Here is a 4,853-nt window from a genome sequence, read left to right as displayed (position 1 = left end):
GTTCTTGTATGATTTAAACTGAAGAGTTTGATCATGGCTCAGATTGAACGCTGGCGGCAGGCTTAACACATGCAAGTCGAGCGGTAACAGGGGGTGCTTGCACCCCGCTGACGAGCGGCGGACGGGTGAGTAATGCTTAGGAATCTGCCCAGTAGTGGGGGACAACAGTCGGAAACGGCTGCTAATACCGCATACGCCCTACGGGGGAAAGCAGGGGATCTTCGGACCTTGCGCTATTGGATGAGCCTAAGTCGGATTAGCTAGTTGGTGGGGTAAAGGCCTACCAAGGCGACGATCCGTAGCTGGTCTGAGAGGATGATCAGCCACATCGGGACTGAGACACGGCCCGAACTCCTACGGGAGGCAGCAGTGGGGAATATTGGACAATGGGGGCAACCCTGATCCAGCCATGCCGCGTGTGTGAAGAAGGCTTTCGGGTTGTAAAGCACTTTCAGCGAGGAGGAAGGCCTTAAAGTTAATACCTTTAAGGATTGACGTTACTCGCAGAAGAAGCACCGGCTAACTCCGTGCCAGCAGCCGCGGTAATACGGAGGGTGCAAGCGTTAATCGGAATTACTGGGCGTAAAGCGCGCGTAGGTGGTTTGGTAAGCGAGATGTGAAAGCCCCGGGCTTAACCTGGGAACGGCATTTCGAACTGTCAGACTAGAGTGTGGTAGAGGGTAGTGGAATTTCCTGTGTAGCGGTGAAATGCGTAGATATAGGAAGGAACACCAGTGGCGAAGGCGGCTACCTGGACCAACACTGACACTGAGGTGCGAAAGCGTGGGGAGCAAACAGGATTAGATACCCTGGTAGTCCACGCCGTAAACGATGTCAACTAGCCGTTGGGACTCTTGAAGTCTTAGTGGCGCAGCTAACGCACTAAGTTGACCGCCTGGGGAGTACGGCCGCAAGGTTAAAACTCAAATGAATTGACGGGGGCCCGCACAAGCGGTGGAGCATGTGGTTTAATTCGACGCAACGCGAAGAACCTTACCTGGCCTTGACATCCAGAGAACTTTCCAGAGATGGATTGGTGCCTTCGGGAACTCTGAGACAGGTGCTGCATGGCCGTCGTCAGCTCGTGTCGTGAGATGTTGGGTTAAGTCCCGTAACGAGCGCAACCCCTATCCTTGGTTGCTAGCAGGTAAAGCTGAGAACTCCAGGGAGACTGCCGGTGACAAACCGGAGGAAGGTGGGGATGACGTCAGGTCATCATGGCCCTTACGGCCAGGGCTACACACGTGCTACAATGGCGCGTACAGAGGGCTGCCAACTCGCGAGAGTGAGCCAATCCCTTAAAACGCGTCGTAGTCCGGATCGGAGTCTGCAACTCGACTCCGTGAAGTCGGAATCGCTAGTAATCGCGAATCAGAATGTCGCGGTGAATACGTTCCCGGGCCTTGTACACACCGCCCGTCACACCATGGGAGTGGATTGCACCAGAAGTAGTTAGTCTAACCTTCGGGAGGACGATTACCACGGTGTGGTTCATGACTGGGGTGAAGTCGTAACAAGGTAGCCGTAGGGGAACCTGCGGCTGGATCACCTCCTTAAACGAAGCCGAATGCTTCGGTCAGAGTCCACACGAATTACTTGGTTGGCTAGTAAAGAGAGCAAAAGGGTCTGCTGGGCAGGCGCCTTTGTACTCTAGTCTGTAGTGTACAGAAACGAATGTTTCATCCTGATGAAGCCTTCCTTTCTGATCACTGGGTCAGATTTGCTCTTTAACAAATTGGACGAGATAGAACACGAATAGATTTCTCTCATTATCTCCGAGAGAAACTGTTCAAAGTGATAGCGATTTCAAGCGTTATCCGGTGTTGTCGTTGAAGTGGTTGTTATATCGCTTCAAGTAACTGTCTCCCGTTATGGATTTCCTGGTTTACCCGGACGTCGATAAAGGGAACACAGTTGTCTTGGGGTTATATAGTCAAGCAACTAAGCGCATACGGTGGATGCCTTGGCAGTCAGAGGCGATGAAAGACGTGGAAGCCTGCGATAAGGTTCGGGGAGCTGGCAAACGAGCTGTGATCCGGACATCTCTGAATGGGGAAACCCACCTAACTTCGGTTAGGTATCTTACACTGAATCCATAGGTGTAAGAGGCGAACCGGGGGAACTGAAACATCTAAGTACCCCGAGGAAAAGAAATCAACCGAGATTCCCTAAGTAGCGGCGAGCGAACGGGGACCAGCCCTTAAGCTGGACAACTGGTAGGAGAAGGCCCTGGAAAGAGCCGCCATAGTGGGTGATAGCCCCGTATCCGAAACCTGAGTCCAGTGAAATCGAGTAGGTCGGCGCACGAGAAACGTTGACTGAACATGGGGGGACCATCCTCCAAGGCTAAATACTCCTGACTGACCGATAGTGAACCAGTACCGTGAGGGAAAGGCGAAAAGAACCCCTGTGAGGGGAGTGAAATAGACCCTGAAACCGTATGCGTACAAGCAGTCGGAGCAGACTTGTTCTGTGACGGCGTACCTTTTGTATAATGGGTCAGCGACTTATGTTCAGTGGCGAGGTTAACCGTTTAGGGGAGCCGTAGGGAAACCGAGTCTGAATAGGGCGAATCAGTCGCTGGACATAGACCCGAAACCGGGCGATCTATCCATGAGCAGGTTGAAGGTGCCGTAACAGGCACTGGAGGACCGAACCCACTGTCGTTGAAAAGCCAGGGGATGACTTGTGGATCGGAGTGAAAGGCTAATCAAGCCCGGAGATAGCTGGTTCTCCCCGAAAGCTATTTAGGTAGCGCCTCGGACGAATACCACAGGGGGTAGAGCACTGTTTCGGCTAGGGGGTCATCTCGACTTACCAACCCGATGCAAACTCCGAATACCTGTGAGTACTATCCGGGAGACACACGGCGGGTGCTAACGTCCGTCGTGAAGAGGGAAACAACCCAGACCGCCAGCTAAGGTCCCAAAGTACCAGTTAAGTGGGAAACGATGTGGGAAGGCTCAGACAGCTAGGAGGTTGGCTTAGAAGCAGCCATCCTTTAAAGAAAGCGTAATAGCTCACTAGTCGAGTCGGCCTGCGCGGAAGATGTAACGGGGCTCAAACTGGTCACCGAAGCTGCGGCTGCATACATTGTATGCGGGGTAGGGGAGCGTTCTGTAAGCCTGCGAAGGTGAGTTGAGAAGCTTGCTGGAGGTATCAGAAGTGCGAATGCTGACATGAGTAACGACAATGCGGGTGAAAAACCCGCACGCCGGAAGACCAAGGGTTCCTGCGCAACGCTAATCGGCGCAGGGTGAGTCGGCCCCTAAGGCGAGACCGAAAGGTGTAGTCGATGGGAAACGGGTTAATATTCCCGTACCTTGGATAGCTGCGATGGAGAGACGGAGAAGGCTAGGTGAGCCGGGCGACGGTTGTCCCGGTTTAAGCGAGTAGGGAGTGGACTTAGGCAAATCCGGGTCCACAATCCTGAGACGTGACGACGAGTGCCCAAGGGCGCGAAGTCATTGATGCCCTGCTTCCAGGAAAATCTTCTAAGCTTCAGGCTATTCGAGACCGTACCCCAAACCGACACAGGTGGTCAGGTAGAGAATACCAAGGCGCTTGAGAGAACTCGGGTAAAGGAACTAGGCAAAATGGTGCCGTAACTTCGGGAGAAGGCACGCCGGTGTGTACGTGAAACCCCCGCGGGTGGAGCGGAAGCCGGTCGAAGATACCAGGCCCCTGCGACTGTTTATTAAAAACACAGCACTGTGCAAACACGAAAGTGGACGTATACGGTGTGACGCCTGCCCGGTGCCGGAAGGTTAATTGATGGGGTTAGCACTCGTGCGAAGCTCTTGATCGAAGCCCCGGTAAACGGCGGCCGTAACTATAACGGTCCTAAGGTAGCGAAATTCCTTGTCGGGTAAGTTCCGACCTGCACGAATGGCGTAACGATGGGGGCGCTGTCTCTACCCGAGACTCAGTGAAATTGAAATCGCCGTGAAGATGCGGTGTATCCGCGGCTAGACGGAAAGACCCCGTGAACCTTTACTATAGCTTCACAGTGAACTTTGAGCATGCTTGTGTAGGATAGCTGGGAGGCTTTGAAACTCGGACGCCAGTTCGAGTGGAGCCAACCTTGAAATACCAGCCTGGCATGTTTGAGGTTCTAACTTGGTCCCCTTATCGGGGATGAGGACACTGTGTGGTGGGTAGTTTGACTGGGGCGGTCTCCTCCCAAAGCGTAACGGAGGAGCACAAAGGTGGGCTAAGCACGGTCGGACATCGTGCGGTTAGTGTAATGGCACAAGCCCGCTTGACTGCGAGACAGACACGTCGAGCAGGTACGAAAGTAGGTCATAGTGATCCGGTGGTTCTGTATGGAAGGGCCATCGCTCAACGGATAAAAGGTACTCCGGGGATAACAGGCTGATACCGCCCAAGAGTTCACATCGACGGCGGTGTTTGGCACCTCGATGTCGGCTCATCACATCCTGGGGCTGAAGCCGGTCCCAAGGGTATGGCTGTTCGCCATTTAAAGTGGTACGCGAGCTGGGTTTAGAACGTCGTGAGACAGTTCGGTCCCTATCTGCCGTGGACGTTGGAGATTTGAGGAAAGCTGCTCCTAGTACGAGAGGACCGGAGTGGACGAACCTCTGGTGTTCGGGTTGTCACGCCAGTGGCATTGCCCGGTAGCTATGTTCGGACAGGATAACCGCTGAAAGCATCTAAGCGGGAAGCCCCTTCCAAGATGAGATCTCCCTGAGGCCTTGAGCCTCCTGAAGAGCCGTTCAAGACCAGGACGTTGATAGGCTGGGTGTGTAAGCGCTGCGAGGCGTTGAGCTAACCAGTACTAATTGCTCGTGCGGCTTGACTATATAACACCCAAGACAATTGCGGATAACGCA

2 rRNA genes are annotated in these 4,853 nt (G+C 53.7%); both read left to right on the top strand.

The annotated features are described in order from the left end of the window. Positions 1-15: 15 nt before the first annotated feature. Positions 16-1,556, top strand: a 16S ribosomal RNA gene (locus AQ621_RS01750). A gap of 375 nt (positions 1,557-1,931) precedes the next feature. Next, positions 1,932-4,823 (top strand): 23S ribosomal RNA (locus AQ621_RS01745). The 16S and 23S rRNA genes sit together here, the layout of an rRNA operon. Positions 4,824-4,853: the final 30 nt, after the last annotated feature.

This window comes from Marinobacter sp. P4B1 (assembly GCF_001447135.1).
Lineage (GTDB): Bacteria > Pseudomonadota > Gammaproteobacteria > Pseudomonadales > Oleiphilaceae > Marinobacter > Marinobacter vinifirmus.
Note: the sequence above shows the minus strand (reverse complement) of the source record. Positions and strands in the feature narration are given on the sequence as shown.